The organism is Pseudomonas sp. MF08875, from assembly GCF_059862525.1.
Map to the genome: position 1 here is coordinate 1 of NZ_JCBCUW010000109.1, position 2,378 is coordinate 2,378.

The 2,378-nt window shown below is 67.1% G+C and carries 1 protein-coding gene; it reads right to left on the reverse strand.

Annotated features, from left to right (window positions below; translation table 11 throughout):
- Positions 1–111: 111 nt before the first annotated feature.
- Positions 112–2,378 (reverse strand): type VI secretion system Vgr family protein (locus AC19YT_RS28105; RefSeq protein ID WP_500611372.1); only part of this gene is annotated, 2,267 nt, incomplete at its 5' end.

Genomic DNA, 2,378 nt, shown 5'->3' on the forward strand with positions numbered 1-2,378 from the left:
CGTGTGAGCGTCCAAAGGGGTTCTGTTGCGAACGCCCGGTAGGGCTTGCCCTCGCAATCGACGATTTGAAGCACCGTGCGCCGTACCAGGCAGTTTTCAGGAAGGCTCATTTCACTTGTCCTTGAGTGTGTCTATCAGCGTCTGAGGGCTACCGGTGCGGGCGTCCTTGCGTGCCAGGCTGGCGTGGCGCTCATCTGCGTGTTCAGCGCCGACCTCAAACGGGCGGTCGCTGTAGCCCATGGCGTCCATGGCGTTGAACAGGTTTTGCAAATCACCCCAGTTGCCCTTGTCGACATCCAAAGCGACCTCCCGCGCCTGATCGGCGTAAACCAACCAGCATTGATGGGGGGCTTGGTCGTAGTGGGTTTTGAGCGTTTCGTTTTGTTCGTCGGTCAACTCGACCTTGCCCTGATCGTTACTTTGGCCTTGCAGCAGCGTGTCACGGGCAATCAGTGCGCCTGCCAAGCTGTCGGCCTGGACGATGCGCCAAGGCGTGTTGGGCATGTCTGCCCCCTTTGTCCCTGCGGTGTCCATCAGCCGCAAATCAAATGTGGCCGCGACCTCGGGCAGGGGGTTGCGCGGGAATGGGGGCAGGGGGAAGTACTGCTGTATCGGGCCGTTGAATCGGCGTTTGCCGGCATGCACCTTGATGCTGCCCGGGCAGGCGAAGGTGATGTTGCCGCCTTCCAGGGTCAGGCTGGCGCCGCCCTCCACGGCCAGGTGCAGGGTGGTGCCGGCGGCCATTTGTGCCTCGGCCTCGATCGAGATGATCTTCAGGTCGTTTTGGGCGCTGAGGTGGATGTCGCTCTGTTGCGCCTGGATGTCCACCGCCCCGGCGCTGGCGATCAGGGCCAGGCCGATGCCGTCGGCCTGTTGCGCGCCGGCCAGGGCGCCGATGGCTTGGCCGCTGTGCAGGCGCAGGGTTTGGCCGGTGGCCAGGTGGGTGTCGGCGCCGCTGCCCAGGGTGAGGGTTTGCGCGGCGGTCCATTGCAGTGATTGGCCGGCGATTTTGGCGATGCTGTCGCGGGCGCTGAGGGTGAGCAAGGGGTCGGCGCTGTGGGGGATGGGGTGGTGGCTGTCGCGCGTGAGGGCGTCGGCGCTGGCCTGGGCGAGTTGCTCGCCGGTGACGGTGGCGCTGAGGCTCGTGTGCAGGGCCTGGAGCGGTGCTTGGTCGGCGATCAGCGCGCTGAGTTGGGCCTGGTGTACGCCGCGGTGGCTGGCCAGGGGCACGGTGTGGTGGATCTGCGCGGCCAGGTCGAAGCGCTCGGCGAGGTCGCGTTGTTGTTGCAGCAGCGCTTGCGCGGCGCTGGCATCGCCTGCCGGGGTGTGCGGCTCGATGGCGTAGGTGCTGAGCAGCAAGCCTTTGGCGGCGCGCACCGCCCCGTAGGCGTCGGTGCGCAGTTCAAACCCCTGCCCGCGAAAACTGCCCCGGTAGTTGCCGGCCTGGTGGATCAGGTGGCCGAGGTTGAGTTGGCTGTGGGCTTGGGTGGTGGCCATCTGGATGCGGCCTTGTTGGTCGCTGTCGTCGAAGACCAGTTGGTTATGGCCTTGGCCATCGAAGCCTTGGGTCTTGAAGCCCGACAGCGCCGCGGCGTTGCGGTGCTGTGTTTCACCGCCGCCGCCACCGCCGTGCCACGCCGGGCTGTTGCCCCCGGCGAGGTTGGCTTCGGCGCTGGGGCGTTGGTCGTTGGCTTTGGCATACACCGCCAGGTTGCTTTGCCCGGGGGCGCCGCCCGGTGTGGGGGCCACGCCGCCTTCGCCGCGGCCGTTGTACAGGGCCTTGAAAATGATCGGCCGGTCGATGTCGCCGTTGATGAAGTGCACCAGCACTTCCTGGCCGATACGGGGCAAGAACTGCGCGCCGAACCCCTGGCCCGCCAAGGCTTGGCCGACCCGCACCCAGCAGGCGCCACGGTCGTCTTCGGCCTGCCAATGGAAGCGCACCCGCACCCGGCCCATGGCATCGCAATGCAAGGGGCTGCCGCTGCCCGCCGTGGTTTGCCCGTCGGCGCCGACGACGATGGCCGTTTGTGGGCCGTGGGCGGTGGCCACCGGGTTGAGGCGCTGGCCGGTGCCATCGGCCAGGGTCGGGCGCCACGGTTGGTTGTGCCCCACGGCGTTGAACTGCTGGGCAAAGCCGCTGCGCTGGGCTTCGGCCAGCACCTGGGGGTCGAGGTGGTCGAGTTGCAGGCGCGTTGTTAGGTCGGCATCCAACAGCGCTGCGCCGCTTTCCAGGTTGTTGATGCCGTAACTGTGCACCTGGGTGAAGAGGAAGTGCTCCTGCCCGCGCAGGTGCGCCGTGTGGACCCAAGGCGCGTGCAACAGCTCAAAGCGTGTTCCGGCGCGGGCACTGCGCACGTTGGCGCGGCCGTGCCAGA